This is a genomic window from uncultured Draconibacterium sp., from assembly GCF_913060805.1.
Lineage (GTDB): Bacteria > Bacteroidota > Bacteroidia > Bacteroidales > Prolixibacteraceae > Draconibacterium.
In genome coordinates this window covers 112,983-137,924 of the sequence record NZ_CAJXTC010000012.1, presented here as the reverse complement: position 1 = coordinate 137,924, position 24,942 = coordinate 112,983, and the positions used below count along the sequence as shown (strand labels likewise).

The following is a 24,942-nucleotide window of genomic DNA, read 5'->3' as shown; positions in this document are numbered from 1 at the left end:
GCGGCTTTGGAGAAATTAACAAGAGCAAACCTTCGATTTGTAGTATCGGTGGCAAAGCAGTACCAAAATCAGGGACTCAGCTTACCCGATTTAATTAACGAAGGAAACCTTGGTTTGATTAAAGCAGCCGAAAAATTCGACGAAACCCGCGGTTTTAAGTTCATTTCTTACGCAGTATGGTGGATTCGCCAATCAATTCTTCAAGCGCTTGCTGAGCAGTCGCGTATCGTTCGTTTGCCACTGAACCAGGTAGGTTCTCTGAATAAGATCAATAAAGCTTATTCAAAATTCGAGCAAGAACACGAACGTAAACCGTCGCCTGAAGAGTTAGCTGAAACATTAGAGCTGCCTGCAGATAAGGTTTCTGATACTTTAAGAGTATCAGGAAGACATGTATCAGTTGATGCACCATTTGTTGATGGTGAAGATAACAGTCTGTTGGACGTTCTGGTGAACAACGATTCGCCAAATGCCGACAAAAGCCTTATCAACGAATCTTTGGCTAGAGAAATTTTCCGCGCATTAGCAACTTTGACTGAGCGAGAAAGTGACATCATTAAACTGTTTTTTGGCATAGGGTGCCAGGAAATGACATTGGAGGAAATCGGTGAACGATTTGGATTAACCCGCGAAAGGGTAAGGCAGATAAAAGAAAAGGCTATCAGACGATTAAGACATACATCGCGTAGCAAATTATTAAAATCATATCTGGGCTAAGAAGAAAAAAGAAAAGGTTGTCATTACAAAATGGCAACCTTTTTTATTTTAGTTAATCAGCATCTCATTTAGTCAATCGGCATCTCAATATAATCTGGTTTTTCTCCCTCATCACTGCTTTTAATTTCTTCTTCTCCCCCATCTTTCGTATTTGTGCTTTTAGTTGCAATTAAAGCCCACGCCATAATTAAACTAGTAGCAATAATTACCACAAACAATACTGCTCCTTCAAATTTTTCGGCCCGTAACGATTCGGGAATAGCAAAGAACAACAGCACGGTAATTAATCCTTTTGGTGCAATAAAAGTTTGTGGCAGCGTATCTTTTCGTTCGATTACGTAGAACAAGCCAAAACGCAAAATGTAAGTTACTGCCAGGAAGATTACGCTTATCAGCCAAACTTTCCAGCTAAATAACGAAGCCAATGGCAAAGTCATTCCAAAAACCACAAAGAAGAATGTACGAACCAAGAATGCCGTTTCTTTGGTAATCATTTTAAACTGATCGAAAAGTCCGTCGATTTTGGAGTCGTTTAACCACTCCCGCAACCTTCCGAAAAGCAAAACTTTATAATTACGCAGCAGCAAACCGAACATTAAAATTATAATTAATGATGACAGGTGGAACATTTTTCCAACCGCATAAAGCAAAACCAGCACTGCCAGAAACAAAAAGAATTTTGCATCGCCTTTAATATTTTGGATGATATAAAGCAAACCATAACACAGCACCACCGAAATTACCAGCGTAAGAACAATGTTGCTCCCAATGGCAAAACTAAGCTGGCGCATCCCTTCCACATTAAGGTTTTCAACAATCATGTAAAACACCATAATGCCGAGAATATCAGAGAAAGTACTTTCGTAAATCAGAAACTCGCGCTTGTATTTTGTAAGGTTGGCCACACTTGGAATAATGATCGCACTACTCATTATTGAGAGTGGTAACGCATAAACCAATGCAGGCAAAAAGTTGATTTCGGGAATAAAAAACTGAATAAGAAATGCGATGGAAACCGCTGTTAATCCGAGCGATAAAGAAGCGATAGTAAACGATTTCCAAATCAGTGGCCAGTTCTCCTTTTTCAACTCTAAATCGAGAGCTGCTTCGAGTACGATCATTATTAAGCCAACAATCCCCAGTACTTCGAGCGCCCAGAAATAATCGGGCTCCATTTCAAAGTAGGTCATTAATTGCTGCACACCAACACCCAGCAAAATTAAAATCAACACGCTGGGCACGTTGGTTTTCCGCGAAAACATATTTGTGAAAAAGGAAAATATGATAATGACACAAAGGCCAATCAAAAAGAGGTATGCACTCATAGAGAAATCTTTGTTTTAAGATACACAAACAGTTGGATAATACAATTGTTTTTATGAAAAACAGTGCGTTTCATCTTTCACATTGAAACACTTCATACTCAGTAAATACTGATGGTTCGGCTACAAAAATTAATTTCCCAATTTATAAATTTGCTCCATTAATTGCCATTTTTCATCTGCTGTTGCTGTTTCAGAAGTTTGCTGAAATTGCGACACATAAGCTTCCCATTCTGCCTGCCGTGGTTTGTTGGCCAATTCACTCATTGCAGTATCGTGGTCAAAATCAGGAACGGTATCCATAATCATAAACAACTGGTTCCCTAGCAGGTAAATTTCCATATCAATAATCCCAACTTCGCGCATGCTTTGGGTTACTTCCGGCCAAACTGCACCCGGTGCATGAACTTTTTTATACTGCTCAATCAATTCCGGGTTGTCTTCCAGTTTTAAAGCCTTACAGTAGCGTTTGTACTCCATTTTATTGTGCCGTTTTAAATGCGTTATACGTTCTTTTGCCATAAATTGCAATTACAACAAAGCAGATAAAAGGCAAAATAAACGAAAAATTCACCGCCGGAAGCGGCCCGATAGTTCCCTGGTCGATAATAAATCCTTGCAACGGCGGCATTAAAGCTCCGCCAACAATTGCCATTACCAAACCTGCAGCACCAAGCGTTGCATCGTCGCCAACATCTTCCAGCGCAATTCCGTAAATAGTTGGAAACATCAGCGACATAAATGCCGACGTGGCAATTAGTAAATACAATCCCATCATTCCCTGAATTAAAATTACGCCTGCAGTTGTACACATTCCACCGATTGCAAAAAGCAACAACATATAACGAGCGTTCAGGTATTTCATTAAAAAGGTGCTGATGAAACGACTGCTTATAAAAATCGCCATGGCAATAATATTGTAGTTCTGTGCCTGTGCTTTTGGAATCCCCAGGTTATCGGCATACTGAATAATAAAAGTCCAGCACATTATTTGCGTTCCCACGTAAAACACCTGTGCAATTACGCCTTCCCTGTAAATTTTATTTCGCAGCAATCGTTTTGCCGAGTGCCATGGATGAATTTCATGATCAGCGCTTTCGCGCTTTGGCATTTTTGATACAGCAATGATTATCAGCATCACAATTACCACAAATCCCAGAATTACATATGGATCGCGTATTACTGCCAGATCGTTGGTGCGAATTGCAGCTTTTTCCGATGCGCTTAAGGTTTCAAAAATCAGGTTTCCGGCAGCATCCCGTTTATCCGATTCTAACGACGAGAGTATAAGTTTTGACGCTACAATCATTCCCAAAATCGATCCCAAAGGATTAAACGACTGTGCCAAATTCAAACGACGTGTTGCGGTTTTGGGATCGCCCATTGATAAAATATACGGATTGGCAGTGGTTTCCAGGAAAGCCAAACCAAAAGTCAGGATATACAGCGACACCAGAAAAAAACCAAAAATCTCGAATTGCGCAGCCGGAAAGAACAACAAAGCGCCAATGGCGTACAAAGCCAGGCCGATAATAATTCCGGTTTTATAGGAATATCGTTTTATGATTAGTGCCGCAGGAATGGCCATAGTAGCGTAGCCGCCGTAAAATGCAAACTGCACCATGGCAGCTTTTGCGGTGGAAATTTCCATTACCGTTTGAAATGCCGCCACCAACGGATTGGTAATGTCGTTGGCAAATCCCCAAAGCGCAAATAAGCAGGTAATAAGTATAAACGGGACAAGAATTTTCTTGTCCACCACAATTGATTTAGTTTTGTTCATTGGTTTAAAAGTTTTACTAATCTACCAAATTACTGGCAATTAGTACAGGTTTAGTAACCTGCCCGGAAATAACTCCGGGCAAGGTATTTATAGGTACTCCAACTTATTATCAGCTTTTAGTTTTTCTACAATCTTTTTTATGTCTTCGGCATTATCGCGTTTGCAAACCAAGGTGGTATTTCCGTCGCGCACCACAATTACATCGTCGAGGCCAACAACGGCAACCAAACCATCATCAGTAGATACATACGAGTTTTTAGAGTCTAAAAAGATAGCCTCTCCCATTCCGGCATTGCCATTTTCATCTTTTTTATCGGTTTGATAAACCGACTCCCAACTGCCAAGGTCATTCCAATCGAAATTTCCTTCAACCAGGTAAATATTTTTGGCGTGCTCCATAATTCCATAATCAACCGAAATGCTCTCAACTGCGCGGTAAATGGTATCGAGTGTCTCCGGATATGTTGGATTGCCAAAATCAGCCTGAATTTTGCGCAAATCAGCATACAATTCAGGGGCAAACTCTTCAACCGCTTTCAGGAAAACCGATACTTTGAAAACAAACAATCCACTGTTCCAGTAAAAACCACCTTGTTTCAGGTAATCCGTGGCGGTAGCCTCATCCGGTTTTTCCACAAAACGTTCTACTTTAAACTGCTTTATTTTTTCGTCGCCGGTAATATCTTCGGCGGTTTGTACATAACCGTAACCCGTTGCCGGATAGGTTGGCGTAATTCCAAGCGTAACAATACCATCGCGCTCGTTGGCAATTTTAGCAGCAGCTAAAACGGTATCCTCGAACAAAGCATTATTTGTAATTAAATGATCAGACGGAGAAACAACCATCACGCCATCCGGATTTTCGCGCTCGGCATACATAGCCGCCAAACCAATACATGGTAAGGTATTTCTGCCAATCGGTTCGTAAATCAGGTTTTCTTTGGGCAACATCGGAGTTTGTTCCTCAAGCACTTTTGCCTGCGTTGCACTTGAAACGATGTAGATATTTTCCTCTTTGGTGAACGTTGCAAATCGTTCAATTGTGTCCTGAAGAAGCGATTGTTCGCCAAAAATATTCAGGTATTGTTTTGGTTTTGCTGTTTTACTGCGTGGCCAGAATCGTGTTCCCGAGCCTCCCGCCATGATTAGGGTATACAGATTTTTCATATAGTTTCAATTGTAAGTTTATCAAATTGCCGATAAAATAAGCCGATCATTTTTACGAGTATTGATGCACTCTTTCGCTCATTTTATGCTCAAATTTATTTTTGAATTGCAATGTAATAAATTGCCCCGACAAGCCACGGCAAGATGGAGGTTTAAATTTCAGAAAATATTCACGGATTTGCGACGACTGCTTATTCCCTGACCGGATTGTATTCTTTGGCCTCAATTTCGCCATTGGCAACACGAAGCGCATTCTTCGCAAGCGCTTCCAGTTCATCTTCTCCCGGGTAAACAAACACTTCTGAAATAAAACCAGCTTTATTCCGAATGTATGCCTCCAGTTGTTTGTTGTAGGCCAAACCACCGGTTAATAATATTCCGTCTACTTTTCCTTCGAGCACAACGGCCATTTCACCAATCATTTTAGACACCTGGTAGAACAACGCTTCCTGAACCAACTTTGCATTTTCGTCACCTTTTTTAACGCGTTTCTCCACTTCCAAAGCATCGTTTGTGCCCAGATAAGCCACAAAACCACCTTCGCCAACCACCATTCTGCGAATTTGTTCCTGCGAGTATTTACCCTTAAAACAAAGATCAATAACTTGGCCAACAGGCAGTGTTCCCGAACGCTCAGGGCTAAAAGGCCCTTCCCCGTCGAGTGCATTGTTAACATCAACAACACGGCCGTTTTTATGCGCTCCAACTGAGATTCCTCCACCCAAGTGTGCGATTATTAAGCGTAACTCTTTATAATTCGTTTTTACCTTTTTGGCATGTAAACGCGCTGTTGCTTTTTGGTTTAGTGCATGAAAAATCGATTGCCGCTGAAACCGTGGATGACCGGCAAAACGAGCCACATCATCCATTTCATCGGTTACTACCGGATCGGCAATAAATGCTTTTGCATTTGGAATTTGCAAAGCAATATAATCGGCCAGCATACCACCTAAGTTACTGGCATGATGTCCCATTATACCTTCACGCAAATGGTCGAGCATCAGGTTGTTAACTTTGTAAACGCCCGATTCCAAAGGATAAGTCAGACCACCGCGGCCGATAATGTATTTAATCGCATCTACTTCAATGCCTTCTTCAACCAAAGCGTCAATGATCACACCTTTTCGAAAAGCAAACTGGTCGACAATATTTTTATAGCGAAGTAGTTGCTCGAGAGGATGCCGAATGGTTTTGGTAAAAACACATTCCTTTTCGTTATAAACAGCAAACTTTGTGGAGGTAGAACCCGGATTTATTGCAAGAACCTGGTGCATAAAATGATTTACGTATTACTAATCTGGTAACTTACAATTGATGCAAGCGCCACAGAATTCAACTTTGTTTTTCTACTATCGCCACGCGATGATACCACTGCAGGCACTTTCGCTCCGGCAATAATTCCCGACATTTCGGCTTTGGCCAGTTTTGAGTTTGTTTTGTAAAAAACGTTGGCCGCATCAATGTTCGGAAACAGCAAACAATCGGCATCGCCAGCAACCGGAGATGTAAAACCTTTTACTTCAGCTGAGTCGGCATTAATAGCCACATCAAGCGCCATGGGGCCATCAACCAAACCTCCTTCGATTTGGCCGTGCTCCGACATTTTGGCAATTGTAGCGCCGTCCATACACGACTGAATGGAAATAATAATTTGCTCGGTAGGCGCAATTACCGCAACTTTTGGCTGCTTTACACCCAGCGATTTTGCTGCACAAATGAGGTAATCTGTCATTAATATCTTTTGTTTCAGATCGGGATAAGGTAAAACCGCGGCATCGCTAAAAACAAGCAGTTTGTGGTAATTCGGATTATCCATAACCGAAACATGGCTTAACGTACCTTTTGCCGGAACCAGGTTGTTTTCTTTTCTCAGCAAAGCACGCATGAATTTATCGGTCGAAACCATTCCTTTCATCAACACATCGGCCTTGTCTTCATGAATAAGCTCTACAGCTTTGTCGGTTGCTTCGCGGATGGATTTGGCATCATAGATCTGATAATCCGAAATATCGATTCCCAGCTTTTTGCACGACTCTTCAATAATCGTCCGGTCGCCGGTTATTATTGGTATTACAACCCCCAGTTCAACCGCGTCGTGCATGGCTTCCAAGGTACTTACATCAACACCGTTAACCGCCACAACCCGTTTCGGAGGTTGCTTTTTTACCACTTCAAGAAGCTCTGTAAAATTGTTTATACTCATTGTGTAGCAATTTTAGCCCGAAGTTACGACGCGCAAGGTTCACATCCGATAACTTTTCTCAGCAATTTTTATGTTGTAAACCACCTCTAAAAATTTTAAACTTAGAATTAGTATTCAGCGACTTACGATTTGCTAAGAATCTGAAATAATTTACCCCGCAAAACTTGGGGTTTGCCATTTTTCAATATTCCAAGAAATCGGTGCGCATAACCATTTTGAATTAAGCAGTGCATGAACCTTACAAAATATAAATGTGTTTAAATAGAGTAGATTCTTTTAAAATTAGGGAAAATACTTGTCTTAATCAAATGTAAATCAATGTTTTTCAAACGACAATATGGTGTTTTACAATATATCAAAATCTTTCTGTCAAAAGAGATTTTATACTATTTTCAAACGTTGTAATATTAAGTTGTTTATCCATGTTCAACTTGATTTCAAATCGACCATACTTCGCTATTTCAATTTTCTTCGACAAATCATCCGAAGTAAATCTTCCTGCAAAAAGCAAAAACACCTTTTTACCGGGAAAATACCGTGCACAAGGCATTCTTTAAGGGCTCCTGTAGTTTCTACGGGGCCACTCATTATACTCGATTCATTTTATTAATTAACCAAAAGATAGCTGCGATGGAAAATAAAATCACAAGTTTAGCCGAGTACTTTCAGAAGTACAAGGAAAGTGTGGCTGACCCCGACAATTTTTGGGGAAAAATAGCCGAAAGCCATTATTGGCGTAAGAAATGGGACCAGGTTCTCGATTACAAATTCGACGGGGATGGTGCCCCCGATGTAAATTGGTTTGTGAACGGCAAACTGAACATCACCGAGAATATTTTTGAACGTAACATGTTTATGCGAAAAGACCAGGTTGCGATTATTTGGGAACCCAACGACCCAAAAGAACCGGAAATTAAACTGACCTATGGCGAGTTGTTCGAAAAAGTAAAACAATTTGCCAATGGATTAAAAAAGATCGGCGTTAAAAAAGGCGACCGGGTTGCTCTCTACCTGCCAATGGTTCCCGAGCTGGCCATCGCCATGTTGGCATGTGCCCGAATTGGGGCCATTCACTCCATTGTTTTTGCAGGATTCTCGGCAACCGCGCTGGCCGACCGTATTAACGATGCAGAAGCCAAAGTTGTAATTACTTCCGATGGTGGATTCCGCGGCACCAAATCAATACCGTTAAAAAGTATTGCCGACGAAGCGGTTGAAAAATGTCCGTCGGTAGAAATGACTGTTATTTTAAAACGTACCGAGGAAGAAATACAATGGGTTGACGGAAGAGACATCTGGTGGCACGATTTGATTGCTAATGTGAGTAGTGAAAACGAAGCAGAAACAATGGATGCTGAGGATGTACTGTTCATCCTATATACTTCGGGATCGACAGGAAAACCAAAAGGAGTGGTACACACTACTGCCGGCTACATGGTTTATGCCGAATACACCTTTAAAAATGTATTTCAATACAGCGACGGAGATATTTACTGGTGTACCGCCGATATTGGTTGGGTAACCGGCCACTCGTACATTGTTTATGGCCCGCTGTTAACCGGAGCTACTTCGGTTATGTTCGAAGGTGTACCAACCTGGCCCGACGCAGGGCGTTTCTGGGAAATCGTAGATAAATACAAGATCAACCAATTCTACACCGCACCAACTGCCATTCGTGCATTAGTGGCGCAAGGCGACCAATGGGTAACAAAATACGACCTGAGCTCGCTAAAAGTTTTGGGTACTGTTGGAGAGCCCATCAACGAAGAAGCCTGGCGCTGGTATCACGACCTTGTAGGAAAAGGCCGTTGCCCGATTGTAGATACCTGGTGGCAAACCGAAACCGGTGGTATAATGATTACACCACTAGCAGGAATTACGCCTACCAAACCTTCGTTGGCGACATTGCCATTGCCGGGAATTCAGCCGGTGTTGCTCGACCATGAAGGTAACGAATTGAAAGGCAACAGCGTTGAAGGAATTCTCTGCATGAAACACCCTTGGCCCGGCATGTTGCGCACTACCTGGGGCGATCATAAGCGATGCTACCAAACTTACTTTGCATCCTTCCCCGGTTATTATCTCACCGGCGATGGCGCCAAGCGCGACGAAGAAGGTTACTACCGTATAATCGGCCGCATCGATGATGTAATTAATGTTTCCGGTCACCGTATTGGTACAGCCGAAGTAGAAGATGCCATTAACCAACATCCGAAAGTAGTTGAATCGGCGGTGGTTGGATATCCGCATGAAATTAAAGGAGCCGGTATTTATGCCTATGTAATTTGTGAAGATATGACCGATTTCGAATTGGAAAATATTGAAGCAGAAATAAAAGCTACTGTAAATAAATTTATCGGGCCAATTGCCAAACCCGATAAAATTCAAATTGTTAGTGGTCTGCCAAAAACGAGGTCGGGAAAAATTATGCGACGTATTCTTCGTAAGATCGGAGAAGGCGATGCTACCAACCTTGGCGACACATCTACTTTACTCGATCCGGGCGTAGTTGAAGAAATTATCGACGGAGCAAAAGTTGAAGTAAAACGATAAGCGCACACAAACAGACATCTTCTCACCAAGGTGTCTGTTTTCTTTTTAATCAACCTTTAATTAAATAGTTAAATCAACCTGACTATCATAAAAATGCTCATTTCCAAGCAAAAGCATTTTAAGATTTATTGCTTGTTCTCCAAAAATCAAATGATGTAAACCAAAAAAAATGAAAGGACTAAAAATTACTAACCGATGGATAGTAGTGATTGGAGCCATACTTATACAATTGGCTTTGGGCGCTATTTATGCCTGGTCTGTATTTACCGCATTATTAACCGATCCCAACGGCGACTATGGCTTCTCGGCCACACAAACCGCCTGGGTATTTTCTATTGGCCTGGCCACATTTGCCGTGGTAATGGTTTTTGCCGGAAAGTGGCAAGCCAAATCAGGCCCCACAGTTGTTGCATTAACCGGTGGCCTGGTTTTAGGTGCCGGATATATTTTAGGTGGACTATTTGGAAGTTCATTGATTGCCCAACTACTATTTATTGGAATATTGGGAGGTGCCGGAATCGGCCTCGCCTACGTTGTTCCTATTGCTGTTGGCGTAAAATGGTTCCCCGATAAAAAAGGATTGATAACCGGGTTGGCCGTAGCCGGGTTTGGCTTTGGCGCAACCATTTGGGTCAAACTGGCAGGTTCGTGGTTCGGCGGCCTGTTAAATACCAGCAGCGCCTTTGGTTTGCCAAGCGTTCAGAGTGTATTTGTAATTTACGGAATTGTGTTCGCAGTTATGGTGGTGCTTGGCTCTCTGGTAATGGTCAATCCTCCCGAAGGCTACAAACCCGAAGGTTATGAGCCACCAGTTAACCACACTGCCAAAACATCGGGTGGCGTTGAGTTTGATTCCAGCCACATGCTTCGTACCAAACAATTTTATGCCATTTGGGTGGTGTTCATTTTTTCTGCCCTTGCCGGTCTGATGGTAATTTACTGCATAAAACTTTTTGGAATTGATGCATTGGAGTATAACGGAATTGCAAATGCCGGAGTTATTACCGGAACTGCAATGGCTTGGTACGCCATATTTAACGGACTGGGACGAATCGTTTGGGGAATGCTATCGGATAAACTGGGACGGAAAAGAGCCATATTTTTTATGACACTTTTTCAAGGTGTGATTATGCTAATGACCTACCACGTATTTATTCGTTTTGGCGTAACATCAGGATTTATTGCCAGCGCTTGTATCATCGGTTTCAACTTTGGTGGAAACTTTGCACTGTTCCCGGCCATTACTGCTGACTTTTTTGGGAATAACACCGTTGGTAAAAACTACGGTTGGATGTTTACTGCCTACGGTTTTGCAGGAATTGCAGGCCCTCAGCTTGCAGGCCATTTTAAGGATTCGGCAACAGCATCATCCGGACCAATAGTTTGGATGGCTCCTTTTATAATCGCCGGAGTTGCCTGTTTAATTGGCAGCGTTATCATTTTGCTTACAAAACCACCAAAATAAGGATTCAGGAAAAGCGTCTGCAAAGGCGCTTTTTTGTTTACAAACACTTGTTTTAGACGATGTATGCTTTAAAACACGGCAAATTCTTATTGTTTTACAGCATAGTTTGCAGCTACCATTTACATACAAAACCCGTAACTAACTAATTCAATTAACATTACACCGAGCAGTATAATAAACGCCCAATTTCGGAACATTTTAGAACTTGGTATTTTTTCATGAAATTTATAACCCAAATCAGTCATCCTTACGGATCAACCAAATGCTGATGTCCGATATAAACCAAAAAACGATGAAACATGGCCATAAAAAAACTCGATAGTATTTTCAGACCAAAACGAATTGCCCTGGTTGGAGTTTCAAATAATCCCGACAGCGTGGGCGGGATCACCTTACGAAATTTAGTGGGAGGAGGATTTAACGGTGTTGTTTACCCGGTAAATCCAAGGCGCGAAGCCGTTTTTGGAATTCCTTGCTACCCCGATGTAAAAAGCCTGCCCAAAACACCCGACCTGGCGGTAATTATGACGGCTGCTGAAGCCGTTCCGCAATTGGTTCAAGATTGTGGCGAGGCCGGAATTCACGGCGTAATAATTATGTCGGCCGGTTTTAAGGAAGCAGGCGAAGCCGGAAAAAAGCTGGAAGAGCAGGTAAAAGCTGAAAAGGCGAAATTCCCCGATATGCGAATCGTTGGTCCGAACTGCCTGGGCATTTTAGTTCCCGGCCTGAATATGAATGTAAGTTTCGCTCAAACAATGCCTAAAAAAGGACATGTAGCGTTTATTTCGCAATCGGGTGCGCTTTGTACTTCGGTTCTCGACTGGGCTTTCGAATCCAACATCGGTTTTTCCAATTTCGTTTCTATCGGAAATTCCATGGACGTAAGTTTTGGTGATTTAATCGATTATTTCGGGCAGGATCCGAACACCAAATCCATTGTGCTTTATGTTGAATCGATTGCAAACGCGAGAACATTTATGTCGGCAGCACGTGCTTTTTCTCGCGAAAAACCGATTATCGTATACAAATCCGGACGATACCCCGAATCAGCAGCTGCAGCTGCGTCTCATACCGGGGCAATGGCTTCCGAGGATTCGGTTTACGATGCCGTATTTCGTAGAGCAGGATTGGCAAGGGTCTTTGAATTTGGAAACATCTTTGATTTTACCGATTTGGTAGGCCGCAAACGCATTCCTAAAGGTAACCGTCTGGCGATTGTTACCAACGCCGGCGGTCCGGGAGTAATGGCTACCGACGCACTGCTTTCAATGGGTGGAAGTCTGGTAAAATTATCGGAAGAAACCATGCAAAAACTGAACGATTATCTGCCTTCATTTTGGTCACACGGCAACCCGGTTGATGTATTGGGAGATGCCACACCACAACGTTTTGCAAGAGCTGCAGAGATTGTTTTGGAAGACAAAGAAGTTGATGCGGTGTTGGTTCTGCTCACACCTCAGGCGATGACCGATCCGACAGCCACGGCACAGGCAATTGCCAGTATGTCGAAAAATACTACAAAGTCGATAATGACTTCGTGGTTAGGAGGTGCTGCAATGCATGAAGGTATTCAAATCCTGAACCAAAACGGCATATCAAATTATCCGGCACCGGAGCAGGCCATCCGGGCATTTATGACACTTTCTGATTATTCAGAAAATCAGCAAATATTATACGAAACGCCACGTGAGGTTCCGGTTTCATTCCAGTACGACCGTAATGAGCTTCGCCAGAAATACCTTACTCAGGTCTTCCCAAAAGCCAAAGTGCTGAACGAAGACGATTCGAAAATGCTAGTTAACGATTATGGTATCGACACCACCCACCCCACCCCTGCGGCTACCGAAGATGAAGCCGTGAAAATTGCAGAACAAAAAGGCTACCCGGTGGTGCTGAAAATATACTCGCCTGATATCATCCATAAATCGGATGTTGGCGGCGTTGCGCTGAATATTGAAAACGAAGAAATGGTGCGGGCAACTTTCCGCAACATGGTAAAAATGGCGGCTGAAAAACGCCCTGAGGCCAAAATCGAGGGTATTACCGTACAAAAGATGGTTGACACACGAGACGGTATAGAACTGATTGTCGGGACAAAAAAAGATCCGGTTTTCGGAACGGTAATGCTGGTTGGTATGGGCGGAACAACGGCCGAATTGTTTAAAGATCAGCGCCTGGAATTCCCGCCGTTAAACGAGCACCTTGCCCGTCAAATGCTAAGATCATTAAAAATATATCCATTGCTGAAAGGCTGGCGTGGCGATGCACCTAAAAATATCGATAAATTGATAGAAGTTCTTATCCGCATGTCGTATCTGGCGGCTGATTATCCTGAAATTGAAGAACTGGATATTAATCCGCTTATCGTTACGCCAAAAGATGTAATTGCGCTTGATGCACGTATTGCCGTTGATGAAGAATTGCTGATAAATCCGGCAAAAGAATACTCGCACCTGATTATGCGCCCGTACCCGGAAAGCCTGATAAAGGAAGCAACTTTGCGAGATGGTACGCCAATTACGCTTCGACCAATTCGCCCTGAAGACGAACCAATGTGGCTTGAATTGCTGGGAAGTTGTTCGAAAGAATCCATTTACCACCGTTTCCGTTACGACTTCTATTTCGATTCGCACGAGGTGGCTTCGCAGTTCTGTTTTATCGATTACGACCGCGAAATTGCCATTGTTGCCGAGCATGAAAAAGAGGATGGCACTAAAGAGCTGATCGGTGTTGGACGTTTAATTGCCGACCCTGACGTGGAAATTATGGAATACGCCGTGTTGATTACCGATAAATGGCAAAAAAAGGAGCTTGGATTTGCATTGACCAGCTACTGCCTCGAAATTGCCAAAACGCGCGGTATTAAAAAGCTGGCGGCCGAAACCACCCGCGACAATAAACCGATGATCTCGGTTTTCCGAAAACTGAATTTTAAGATCCGTTTTAACGAAGACACCACTGTAACGGTAAACAAGGATCTGGAGCTGGAATAAAAACCTTTTACTATAAATATTGTTATCTCCCGGTAAACAGCAACGTTTCCGGGAGTTTTAACCCGGATAGTTCATTTGATTATATTAATAGTCATGTTTTCCGGGTTAATCCCGACTTAGTTGAGTCCATTTTTTGAAACGCAAAAAATGGATACGAAATTTACGTCGTTTTAAACTAATTGGGTATTTGAATGAATTGTACGGATTAAATTCTATGAGTTCTACTAAACTAACAAAATCACTGGTCGATAAACTCTGGCAGGCCTCGCACCTTATCCGAAAATCGAGATATGCCGTGGCGTTTACCGGTGCCGGTATTTCTGTTGAAAGTGGAATTCCGCCATTCCGCGGCGAAAATGGTTTGTGGAATACTACCCACCCCATTTTTCTTGAAATCGAATATTTTCAGAAAAAACCACTGCAATCGTGGAAAAAAATAAAGGAGATTTTTTACGACACCTTGGGCGATGCCGAACCTAATATTGCGCATATTATGCTGGCCACAATGGAAGAGCGGAGTTTTGTTGAAGCTGTTATCACGCAAAACATTGATCACCTACACCAAAAAGCCGGAAGCAAGTATGTTTACGAACTTCATGGCACTTACAAGCAGTTAATTTGTACCGAATGCAGCTCGGAATACGACATGAGTTTTGCCGATCTGAACTACCTCCCTCCCACTTGTTTTGTCTGTAAAGGCATTTTAAAACCCGACATGGTTTTCTTTAACGAACCCATTCCGGCTTTTGCAAAAAAACGATCGTATGAAGAAGCTGCCAAAGCCGATGTGCTGCTGATTATCGGCACCAATGCCGAAGTTTTACCGGCCGCAGAAATCCCGGTAGTAGCCAAAAATAACGGAGCAAAAATCATCGAGATAAATATACAACCATCGCATTTCACCAATACAGTTACCGATATTTTCTTGGAAATGAAAGCCACCGAAGCCATGAGCGAACTGGGCCGCTTGTTGTACCTTTAGATTATTCTTGCGGATCTCAAAAATTATGTCTACAATTAAAATCCATTTCAAATTAAGTCATATGAATAAAATTGCACAACGCACACTATCACTAATTTTATTGCTGGTTTTTGCAACCGGTGTTAAAGCAGAAAACGATTCTAGATTGCTGCGATTTCCCGATATCAATAACGACCTCGTGGCATTTGTTTATGCCGGCGATATCTGGACCGTCAGCTCAAACGGTGGCGACGCCACAAGATTAACCTCGCACGAAGGTTTAGAGCTATTTCCAAAAATTTCTCCCGATGGAAAAATGATCGCATTTTCGGCCGAATATTCAGGCACCCGACAGGTTTATGTAATGCCTGCTGAAGGCGGAACGCCAAAACAACTCACCTACTACAACTCGGTGGGAATGATGCCTCCCAGAGGTGGTTTCGACAATGTGGTGCTCGACTGGACGCCCGACAGTAAAAACATTCTTATTCGCGGTAACCGCACCATTTGGGGACAACGAAACGGTAAATATTTCCTGGTGAATATTGAAGGAGGACTGGAAAAACCATTGCAGATTATTAACGGTGGTTTTGCAACCTTATCGCCCGATGCCACAAAACTTTGTTTTACTCCGGTTGACCGCGAATTCCGCTCGTGGAAAAGATATAAAGGCGGCCGTGCTACCGAACTTTGGATTTACGATTTAGAGAAAGACGTTTCAGAGCAGATTACCGATTTTGCCGGTTCCGATCAGTGGCCAACCTGGCATGGAAATGAGATTTTCTTTGCTTCCGACCGCGATTTGAAATTCAATATTTACAGTTATAATAGCGACTCGAAAGAAGTAAAGCAAGTAACTAATTTCACTGATTTTGATGTAATGTGGCCATCGGGCGAAAACGGACAAATCGTTTTCGAAAATGGCGGATACATTTATAAAACCAACCTTGAAAACGGAGAAACCACAAAACTTACAATTAATCTGCATTTCGACAATCCAAATCTGTTGCCTTACTTTAAAAATGTAGCCGACAATATTCACAGTTACAGCGTTTCGCCAACTGCCAAACGTGCCTTGTTTGATGCACGCGGCGACATTTTTTCTGTTCCGGCAGAAAAAGGAATTACCGAGAATTTAACCAAAACGCAAGGCGTTCGTGAAATTTATCCGCAGTGGTCGCCAAACGGAAAATACATATCGTATTACTCGGATGAGAGCGGTGAATACGAAATTTACCTGCTGGAAAATAAAGAAGGTGCCGAACCGGAGCAAATTACCAAAAACTCATCGGCTTGGAAATACGACAGCGAATGGTCGCCAAACAGCAAATACATGGTTTATTCCGACCGCACCTTAAATCTGAAATTGCTGAATGTTGACACAAAAAAAGAGGTTACAATTGATCACGCAGCTCAAAGCGAAATTCGTTCGTATAATTTCTCACCCGATTCAAAATGGGTAACCTACTCAAAAGAATCGGCAAACGGACAAACTGCCATTTGGGCGTACAACGTTGAGAATGAAAACACGATCCAGTTAACCGACGACCGTTATAACGACTACTCCCCGGTTTTCTCAACCGATGGAGAATACCTGTTTTTCCTTTCGGATCGCGATTTCAACCTCGATTTTTCAAGCTTCGAATTTAGTTACGTGTACAACAATTCTACACGTATTTATGCGATGATATTGCAAAAAGACGGCGAGAATATTTTCAAATTCGAGAACGATGTTGAGCCGGTAAAATCTGACGAAGAAAAAACGGAAGAAAGCAATTCTGAAGAAGAAAGCGAGGACGTGGTAATTGATGTTGAAAACATTAACCAGCGTATAATTGCTCTCCCACTTAATTCAGGTGATTACAGGAATCTGCTGGCGGTGGAAAACGGTGTAATGTACATTAACGGTGGAAAATTACAGCGTTACAACTTAAAGGACAGAAAAGAAGAAACCATTGTTGAAGGAGCCCGTCAGGCCATTGTTTCTGCCGATGGAGAATCGATTTTATACCGTCCGGGAAGGGATTTTGCCATTGCTAAAATAAAACCCGGCATAAAATCAGGAGATGGAAAATTGAATCTCGATAACCTGGAAATGAAAATCGATCCGAAACTGGAGTGGGCGCAAATTTACAAGGATGGCTGGCGCATTTTCCGCGACTATTTCTATGTAAACAACATGCACGGCGTTGACTGGGAAGCAGTAAAAGAAAATTATCAGCAATTGCTGCCTTATGTGGGACACCGTGCTGATCTGGACTATCTTTTCCATGAAATTATTTCGGAAGCAAATGCCGGTCACGCATACGCCAACTGGGGCGATTTTAAACAGGTAAAACGCGTTGAAGGCGGTTTACTTGGCGCAAAACTTACTGCCGACACAAACGCCGGACGTTATAAAGTCTCGCAAATTTACGAAGGCCAAAACTGGAATGAATCACTTCGTTCGCCATTGACAGAACAGGGAATCGACGTAAACGAAGGAGACTACATCATCAGCATAAACGGTAAAAACATTACCACTGACGATAATCCTTACCTGGCTTTAGAAAACACAGCCGGCAAACGAATTGAGATAAAAGTAAATGCTGATCCCAAAGCAGAAGGAGCACGTTCATCGATGATTAAACCGATTAGCAGCGAGCAAAACCTGCGCTACTACAATTGGGTACTCGAAAGACGTGCAATGGTTGACAAACTTTCGGACGGACGCATTGGCTACATACACGTGCCAAACACGGCTGTTGAAGGAAACCGCGAATTATTTAAAGGCATGTACGCCTACCACAACAAAGAGGCACTGATTATTGACGACCGCTACAACGGAGGTGGGTTTATTCCTGATGTTATGGCCGACTTGCTCGACAGAAAAACACTGAGCTACTGGCAAAGAAATGGCTTAACGCCAATGAAAACACCGGCCATTGCACACGACGGACCAAAAGCGATGTTGATCAATGGTTATTCATCGTCGGGTGGCGATGCTTTCCCTTATTATTTCAAAAAGAAAGGACTGGGAACACTGATCGGTACCCGAACCTGGGGAGGTTTGGTTGGTATTTCAGGAAATGCAGAATTGGTTGATGGCGGCTATATTTCTGTTCCACGTTTTGGTATTTTCGACGAACAGGGCGAATGGGTTATTGAAGGTATTGGTGTGTCGCCGGATATAAAAGTAGTTGACCGACCTGAACAACTGGCGAAAGGCGAAGATCCGGGCATTGAAAAAGCGGTTGAATTCCTGTTGGAGGAACTGGAGAAAAATCCGGTTAAAAAAGTGGAAAATCCTACTCCTCCTAACCGTTCAAAATGGAGAGAAGAATAACGTATACAGGATATTAGAACGCAGGCAATAAATTGTAAAAATGCGCTAAGTGGTTTTGAACCATTTGGCGCATTTTTTATTTACACAGCTTGCTGTTCTTTTCTGCGTTAATCATTTAAATCTGCGTCATCAGCGTTCCCTGTTTTTAAAATTCTATATTTGCCCGAACAAACTGTTTTTATACCAAAATGAAACGACCTTACCTTTTATTACTATTGCTACCACTCGTATTATTTTCATGTTCGTCGGGCCAAAAAGCACTGCAGCGCGGCGATTATTACGACGCTATCTCAAAAGCTGTTGAGCGTTTAAAATCGAATCCAGACAACGACAAAGCTTTAAAAGTTTTAAAAGAAGGATACCCGATGGCCATTGAGTGGTCGCAGGAAGAAATTGACCAAACACTGACATCGAACGAAGCATTTAAATGGGAACGCACCATTGCCATTATGAACCGTGTGAACGGGATGAGCGACCAAATTAGAAGTACCCCGGCTGCCCGCAAACTATTTCCGGATCCAAAATCATACAGTTCGGAATTAAATATGGCACACGAAAAAGCTGCCGAAGACCGTTACCAGGCAGGATTGCATTTTATGGAACAGGAATCGCGCGAAAGTGCACGAACTGCCTTCGATCATTTTGCAAGAGCCGATCAGTGGATTCCGGGTTATAAAGACACACACGAAAAAATGGCGATTGCCAAGGAACTGGCCACCGTTAATGTGGTTGTTGAGGCCGTTACTGTACGCACAAAAACCTACCAGTTAAGTTCTGAGTTCTTTTATAACCAAGTGTTTGAATACGTAAACAATCAATTCCCGTCAAGTGGATTTGTAAACTTTTTTTCACCTCAGCAGGCGGAGAATTTTGAGTTAAATCCTGACTTTGTGGTGCGCATGGAATTTTACGATTTTTCGGTGGGCAACCTGGTTCGTAATGAAAAAGAAGAGAGCCTCACAAAACGGGTAAAAGTACCGGTTACCGATTCTACTTTTGTAAATAAAACCTACCAGGCAAAACTAAAAACGTATACCGACGAAGTAATTTCCGGAGGTCGCCTGAACTACCGGATTGTAGATTTTCAGAACGACAAATTGTTGCGCGACAACCTGATTCCCGGCTCGTTTACCTGGGTAAACCAATATGCCATTTTTGCCGGCGACGAAGAGGCTTTAAGCGACGAACAATTTGCGCTGACACAACAAAAAGCAGTTCCGCTGCCTGCTCATCAGGATTTGTTTATCGAATTTACAAGGCCGATTTACAAACAACTTACCGACGAGTTGTATAGCTTTTTTAGGCGGTATCGGTAAATAGTAACAGTATTGAGCAGGTGACTTAAAGTCACCTGCTCAATAAAAAACTCCTCCTGCAACAGCTATTGCAAGAGGAGCCAACGACAATGCTGAAATCCTTTGGATTAAATCATTCGAGACTGGATTTCAAGTGTAGTTAAATGTCAGTCAGATTTCACATAAAAATCTTTTCTAATTCTTTTTAGAAGAAATATTCGTGCGCATTCCATACGTCCGATGTTATTTCGCCATTTGCGTTTATCGTTGCATGACTTGTGTAATGGTTATTGTAATAGACATTACCATCTTCATCCTTGATTAGAATTGTAGCTCTTCCGGTTTCAACCGATCCTGGCATCCAGTCCAAGAAATTATAGTTTTCAATGGCAGAAGTATGATAAATTGTACCAGTATTGTCTCCAACATAAACCCCTTTTGCTCTCCACTGCCATTTAAAATTCCAGATTGTCCAATAACCACTATATGCACCACTTACCGTTTCTGGTACTCCCGGAAGTTCAAAACCTACAAGTGGCCCCGATTCGTAATAGTATACAGTTTTAACATTCTTTTGTGCACTAGAAGTAAATGCGAAAAATGTAAAGACTACCAATATGCTCAGTAAAATTTTTATTGATTTCATTTTAGTTAATTTTTAGATTTTAAAAATTATTCTTCAGTTTTTTGAGGACAAACACCTTATCTCAATGACAATTCAAATGATCAAAAGTACGCTGAATAGGATCTGCGGAATAATCAAGATATATCTTACCCGAGTAAATAGTCCCCATGTCGCCGATAAAATTATAAGAGATTGTACAAGTCCAGTACCAACTCATTGTAGCTTCCCATTTATCAGTTCTCCTGACTCTGAACGTTTCGCCGGTATCATGGCTTACTAATTCACCTTTTAGTTGATCTGTTTCAACATAAGGCAAACCATTTTTAAAACTTCGAATAACGTAATGGTACTGAAGATCGCCATAAAGAACATCAACAAGCTGTCCGTCACAGAATACATTAATTGCAAGATCGGTATAGGTGTTCCAACCCTGCGAAGCTTTATTTGCTTTATCCTGGGCTGAACTTGTAGTTACGGCCATGCCAATAAAAAGGCAAATGAATAGAAAGATTTTTGTTTTCATAATCGTAATTTTTTGGTTTATTGTTGTCAACATTAATAAAAGTAGCTGTTATAATTCTTCCGTAATTTTTCCTTTAGAATAGTAAATAGCAGCACTTTCCGGAGTTCCGTCAAAGTCCATTGTATATTTCCACCGGGCAGTTAACCCAAGAACTTCTCCTTCGGTGCCTGTTCCTGTGCCGTGAGCTACGATTTTAAAAGTGACACTTTCTGGACTGGAATAGGTTTGATAACCTTTCCAGGTCATTTCCCATTTTCCTACGTAATTTTCATTTACAACATCATCTACTGTTAAAGCACCGACAAATATTTCAGTCGTTCCTGTAAGTTCAATAGTAACGTCATCTATTGGTTTAATATCGGTAAATACCCAATAAGAAACTCCGGTAACTCTCGGATCATCGGTGGCATCGTACCATGTAATCATGCCATTACCCATATTATCGATAGGTGTACAAATACCCGAAAACTGTGTCGGGATCTTTTTCGATTTCAATGAATTTGCAAGCTCATCGTTTGGATTAAAAAGTTCATCATCTTTACTGCAGCCTGTGAGTATGCCGCACAATACGCCAATCAGAAATAAAAGTTTGAATGTTTTCATATCAGTAAATTTTAAGTTTAACATGTGGATTGAAGTTGATTTAATCCGAAAGGAAAGTTCCGAAGAAAGCCTGTGCAAGACATAGCAACTATGTTTTGTTCGTTGAAACTATGTTTTGTTCGTTGAAATTATGTTCTGGAAAGCGTTATGTTATTCTTTAGGAAGTCCTAATTTGATACTTTTTAATTCATTAGACTAATAAATTTCTTTAAGTATCTCATCAAAGCGGGGATCTGAACGGAGGTTTTTAAATACCGGATTGTGCTCAATCCCATAAACATACTCTTTCTCAAATTCGTTAGCGACTTTGTTCAAGTAATAAAAGGCAGAATCTTTTTCATTATCCAATGTATAATACTCAGATAGGCCATAAATACCTAATGCTTCTCTTCCATCTTTTATCACATACCGAAGAAATCCATCTCTCCCTGATTTTGCATAGATACTGTCAATAATGCCTGTATTAAACTCTGGAGAAAAACTCCCCCTGAACTTCTTAAATTCCTCAATCGCTTCAGGAATCCTATTTTCAAGCAGATAGCTATAATATTTCCTAAAATGATACCCAGTTTCATCTTGGTCCATATAATAAATTCTGTCCGCCTCTTTACGTGCTTTGTCAAACTTCATTTCTCTGACATAAAGCTCCTGACTAACTTTTATATGTCGTAAATACATTGGTTGAAGTTCCAGCGTTTTATTCATATTGGTTCTTGCTTCATCCATTCTTCCTGCAAGACTAAGAAACTCAGCATATAATTTATATCCTCTTGCATAACCCGGATTAATTTTCAGAGCCATTTTAAATTCTCTTTCCGCTTTATCACAATCCCTTTCAAAAAAAGTGAAGATTGCTCCTAAAGTAGCATGTGGTTCTGCCAGATTCTTTTCAATGCTTAAAGCTTTTAGTGCATTCATTTTACCTTTAGGGATTCCCTCACTTTTAGTAATAAATTTATCAAACGAACCGGACACATACGAATCAGCTAACCCCGCATAAGCCAGACAAAAATTCGAATCCAATGCAAGTGCCTGATTATACAATTCAATACTTTTTTCTTCGCCTTCCTTTGTGCGCAATAAATAGTAGTATCGTCCCTGTAGAAACAGATCATAAGCTTCCTGACTTTCTGTATAGTGTTTCTCTAATTGGACTTTTTCTTCGGGTGAGAGAATAATTTCAAGCTGGTCGGTTATTTGGCTTGAAACTTCTGTAATAAAAGGCAGAATCTCTTTTAAGTCTTTATCAACTTGATTTGCCCAAACGTGTTGATCTTCTTTTGCATTAATTAATTGAACATTGATCCTGACTTTTTCACTCTCCGGAATTATACTCCCTTCCAAAATGTATTCCACATTCATTTGTTTGGCAAGTTCTCGGGCGGTCAAATTTTTGCCTCCCATCTTTTCAGAAGAAGTCCTTGATTTTACAACCAATCCGTCAATATAAGAAAGACGTGTTAAAATATCTTCCATCACTCCATCAGCCAGGTATTGTATTTCCGGATTATTACTGAGATTCTTTAATGGAAGAACGGCAATTGACTTGGAAACGGAATTTCTTGTATTTTTAGAACTGTTATTGGAATAAGTCCTATATCCCACATAAAATCCAAGCAGCACGAATATAGTAATACCTGCAATGATTAGTTTCGGATAATGTCCGGAAGATTTTCTTCTCTTTACTCTTTCTTCCGCAAGTTCATCCAAATCAGATTCGTTCTCAATATGTTTTTTTGCTTCTCCAGGTGGATAACCATAATGATCATGAAAACATCTATTAAAATAAGCAGGACTACTAAAACCAACCTGGTAAGAAACCTCTGAAACCGTCAAATTCGATAGCTGCAAAAGTTTCATGGCTTTGCTAAGCCTGATTTCCCGAATTAACTGGCTGACTGTTTTTTGTGTGGCCGACTTCACCCGGAAATATAAACGAGACCTGCTCATTCCTACATTTTCAGCTAATTCACTAACACCAAAATTCTCATCCGACAATTTAGCCTCAACAAGTTTGGTTAATCTCATCAAAAACTCCCGATCGCTGTGAGGATCTTTCTCCATAGATTCCTGGTTCTTTTTGATTAAATTTTGAACATGAGTTATATAAATTTACAAAATAACGAGTAATCAAACAACTAACATTTCACTGAAATAAAGCTAATTGAAATAAACGTTTCTCGCTCTAAAATTCTTAATCCTGTCCGATATTATTGAACGTTCTCCCCCTTATGTTTTAATCCAAAATTGAGGAAGCTAGAGTTTAATGGGCAAAATGGTTTAATTATCTTTAACCATTCAAAAACCAATAAATATGAAAGCAGCAGTTCTTACAAAATATAACCAGGTTGAATGGAAAGACGTTGAAAAACCGGCCTGCAAACCGGGCGAAGTTTTAATAAAAGTAAACTTTGGCTGTATTTGTGGCAGCGATCAGCACATTCACACCGGCGAGTTTCATCCCCGTACCACACTTCCGTTAATAATGGGGCACGAATTTGGAGGCGTTGTAACCGAAGTGGGCGAAGGAGTTAGCAGCTGGCAGGTGGGCGATAAAGTTGCCCCCGACCCCATTATTTGGTGCGGCAAATGTCCGGCCTGTTTAAAAGGCCATTTTCCGGCGTGTACGAGCTTAAAACTTATTGGTATTGACATGGACGGCGGTTTTTGCGAATACGTTTCGCTGCCTCCATCGATGTTGTACAAAGTACCCGCTAATATTTCTGACGAACACGTGGCGCTGGTGGAAGTTTTAAGTATTGGTTGCCACGCCAAAAACCGCGCAAACGTTCAGAAAGGCGACAGCATTGTAATTTGGGGATCAGGGAAAATTGGTTTGTGCATTTTACAAGCCGTTCGCACTGTTACCGATAACACAGTTTTTATGGTTGATATTCTTGACGACCGCCTTGCAATCGGGCCAAAATACTACGATAATGTTGTGCCCATAAATGCTAAAAATGAAGATCCGGTTGAACGTATAAAAAAGGAAACTGATGGAAAAGGCGTTGACATTGCTTTTGAAGCGGTTGGTCATCCCGAAGAAATTAAAGACAGCGTAAATCCTATCACAGGTTGTATACGTTCAATTGTTGGCGGAGGAAAAGTTTGTGTACTAGGTTTGAGTGCAGAACCAACCGATGTGGTTTTTCGCGAACTGATTTGGAAAGAAGGAACCATTGTTACTTCAAGAGTTAGCCACGGCGAATTTGCAGAGGCGATTGATCTTCTGAAAAATAACCGGTTAAAACCTGAGGCGCTTATTTCTCAAATTCTTCACGGTTCGGAAACGCAAAAAGGTTTTGAGCTGTTAAAAGAAAATCCGGCTGAAAACATTAAAATACTGCTTGATTTCAACGCAGTTGAATAAAAACTGTATCGGAAATTTTAACATACAGAACTCGCAA

General features: G+C 41.5%; 18 protein-coding genes. 8 read left to right on the top strand and 10 right to left on the bottom strand.

What is annotated here, in order from left to right; genetic code table 11:
* On the top strand, positions 1–717 hold a 717-nt coding region (locus QZ576_RS09730; protein WP_297096544.1), incomplete at its 5' end, for an RNA polymerase sigma factor RpoD/SigA.
* A gap of 68 nt (positions 718–785) precedes the next feature.
* Here QZ576_RS09730 and QZ576_RS09725 read toward each other — a convergent pair.
* The 6 genes from QZ576_RS09725 to QZ576_RS09700 all read right to left on the bottom strand — a co-directional run bounded on the left by QZ576_RS09725 (position 786) and on the right by QZ576_RS09700 (position 7,192).
* Positions 786–2,042: a cation:proton antiporter gene (locus tag QZ576_RS09725; protein WP_297096542.1), complete on the bottom strand. Its 1,257-nt coding sequence runs from the start codon at positions 2,040–2,042 to the stop codon at positions 786–788.
* A gap of 129 nt (positions 2,043–2,171) precedes the next feature.
* On the bottom strand, positions 2,172–2,519 hold the full coding sequence (locus QZ576_RS09720) for an L-rhamnose mutarotase (RefSeq protein ID WP_297096540.1): 348 nt from the start codon (positions 2,517–2,519) through the stop codon (positions 2,172–2,174).
* Position 2,520: 1 nt separating this feature from the next.
* Positions 2,521–3,822, bottom strand: a complete 1,302-nt coding sequence (fucP, locus tag QZ576_RS09715) for an L-fucose:H+ symporter permease (RefSeq protein WP_297096538.1) — start codon at positions 3,820–3,822, stop codon at positions 2,521–2,523.
* A gap of 87 nt (positions 3,823–3,909) precedes the next feature.
* Positions 3,910–4,989 (bottom strand): mannose-1-phosphate guanylyltransferase, encoded by a 1,080-nt coding sequence (locus QZ576_RS09710; protein WP_297096536.1) that lies wholly within the window; start codon positions 4,987–4,989, stop codon positions 3,910–3,912.
* Positions 4,990–5,180: 191 nt separating this feature from the next.
* Complete coding sequence (buk, locus tag QZ576_RS09705) at positions 5,181–6,263, bottom strand: butyrate kinase (RefSeq protein WP_297096534.1); 1,083 nt, start codon at positions 6,261–6,263, stop codon at positions 5,181–5,183.
* A gap of 8 nt (positions 6,264–6,271) precedes the next feature.
* A complete protein-coding gene (locus tag QZ576_RS09700; protein WP_297096532.1) occupies positions 6,272–7,192 on the bottom strand; it encodes a phosphate acyltransferase in 921 nt (306 codons plus the stop codon).
* Positions 7,193–7,822: 630 nt separating this feature from the next.
* On the opposite strand from QZ576_RS09700, the gene acs reads away from it, so the two are divergent.
* The 6 genes from acs to QZ576_RS09670 all read left to right on the top strand — a co-directional run bounded on the left by acs (position 7,823) and on the right by QZ576_RS09670 (position 19,805).
* Complete coding sequence (gene acs, locus QZ576_RS09695) at positions 7,823–9,745, top strand: acetate--CoA ligase (RefSeq protein WP_297096530.1); 1,923 nt, start codon at positions 7,823–7,825, stop codon at positions 9,743–9,745.
* Positions 9,746–9,914: 169 nt separating this feature from the next.
* Positions 9,915–11,210, top strand: a complete 1,296-nt coding sequence (locus QZ576_RS09690) for an OFA family MFS transporter (RefSeq protein WP_297096528.1) — start codon at positions 9,915–9,917, stop codon at positions 11,208–11,210.
* A gap of 299 nt (positions 11,211–11,509) precedes the next feature.
* Positions 11,510–14,203, top strand: coding sequence for a bifunctional acetyl coenzyme A synthetase (ADP forming), alpha domain/GNAT family N-acetyltransferase (locus QZ576_RS09685; RefSeq protein WP_297096526.1), 2,694 nt, complete (start codon positions 11,510–11,512; stop codon positions 14,201–14,203).
* Between the two features lie 214 nt (positions 14,204–14,417).
* Entirely contained in the window at positions 14,418–15,185 is a 768-nt protein-coding gene (locus tag QZ576_RS09680) for an NAD-dependent protein deacylase (protein ID WP_297096523.1), read from the top strand.
* A 61-nt stretch (positions 15,186–15,246) separates the two neighbouring features.
* A complete protein-coding gene (locus QZ576_RS09675; protein WP_297096522.1) occupies positions 15,247–18,489 on the top strand; it encodes a S41 family peptidase in 3,243 nt (1,080 codons plus the stop codon).
* Between the two features lie 188 nt (positions 18,490–18,677).
* Entirely contained in the window at positions 18,678–19,805 is a 1,128-nt protein-coding gene (locus QZ576_RS09670; RefSeq protein WP_297096520.1) for a hypothetical protein, read from the top strand.
* A gap of 184 nt (positions 19,806–19,989) precedes the next feature.
* Here QZ576_RS09670 and QZ576_RS09665 read toward each other — a convergent pair whose 3' ends face one another.
* The 4 genes from QZ576_RS09665 to QZ576_RS09650 form a co-directional block, all read right to left on the bottom strand.
* Entirely contained in the window at positions 19,990–20,430 is a 441-nt protein-coding gene (locus QZ576_RS09665) for a hypothetical protein (RefSeq protein WP_297096518.1), read from the bottom strand.
* Between the two features lie 61 nt (positions 20,431–20,491).
* A complete protein-coding gene (locus QZ576_RS09660; RefSeq protein ID WP_297096517.1) occupies positions 20,492–20,932 on the bottom strand; it encodes a hypothetical protein in 441 nt (146 codons plus the stop codon).
* 48 nt (positions 20,933–20,980) lie between these two features.
* Positions 20,981–21,535, bottom strand: coding sequence for a hypothetical protein (locus QZ576_RS09655; protein WP_297096515.1), 555 nt, complete (start codon positions 21,533–21,535; stop codon positions 20,981–20,983).
* A 195-nt stretch (positions 21,536–21,730) separates the two neighbouring features.
* Positions 21,731–23,599, bottom strand: coding sequence for a helix-turn-helix domain-containing protein (locus QZ576_RS09650; protein ID WP_297096513.1), 1,869 nt, complete (start codon positions 23,597–23,599; stop codon positions 21,731–21,733).
* A 250-nt stretch (positions 23,600–23,849) separates the two neighbouring features.
* Between QZ576_RS09650 and QZ576_RS09645 the strand changes: the two genes are divergently transcribed.
* Positions 23,850–24,905 (top strand): alcohol dehydrogenase catalytic domain-containing protein, encoded by a 1,056-nt coding sequence (locus QZ576_RS09645; RefSeq protein WP_297096511.1) that lies wholly within the window; start codon positions 23,850–23,852, stop codon positions 24,903–24,905.
* Positions 24,906–24,942 lie beyond the last annotated feature (37 nt).